This window comes from Enterococcus spodopteracolus (assembly GCF_030441955.1).
GTDB classification, from domain to species: Bacteria; Bacillota; Bacilli; order Lactobacillales; family Enterococcaceae; genus Enterococcus_B; species Enterococcus_B spodopteracolus.
The window spans coordinates 1-416 of sequence record NZ_JARJHD010000114.1 but is presented as its reverse complement, the minus strand read 5'-3'; the positions used below and the strand labels follow the sequence as shown (position 1 = coordinate 416).

Annotated in this window: 1 protein-coding gene; it reads right to left on the bottom strand. The window is 44.5% G+C overall.

Features of this window, described 5'->3' with window-relative positions; genetic code table 11:
• On the bottom strand, positions 1-416 hold a 416-nt coding region (locus P3R27_RS14815), incomplete at both ends, for a dicarboxylate/amino acid:cation symporter (protein WP_301399185.1).

Below are 416 nucleotides of genomic sequence, written 5' to 3'. Positions count from 1 at the left end.
GAAAATCCCGATCGGCGCCAACTTCATGATCATGCTGACCATTTTTAACAAAATATGATTAAAACTACTGATCATATCTAGAAACAGCTGATTCTTTTTTTCATGCTTGATTAAGCTCAAGGCAAGGCCAAAGAAGAGCGAAAAAATAATCACTTGGATCATATTCTGCTCCACCATGGCTTGAATAATGTTCAGTGGAACAAAGTTCAAGATGACTTCTTCTATACTGCTGGTACTTAATGCAGTTTCTGTACTTTGCAGCAGCGACTGGTCAAGGCCTGCGCCGGGCTTGAGGATCAAGGCGAACAAGAGACCGAAAATAGCGGCGACGAGGGTCGAACCGGTAAACCAGAGGAAGACTTTCCCGCCGATCCCACCTAATTCTTTTGGATCAAGTCCCCCCACCGCTTCAATCA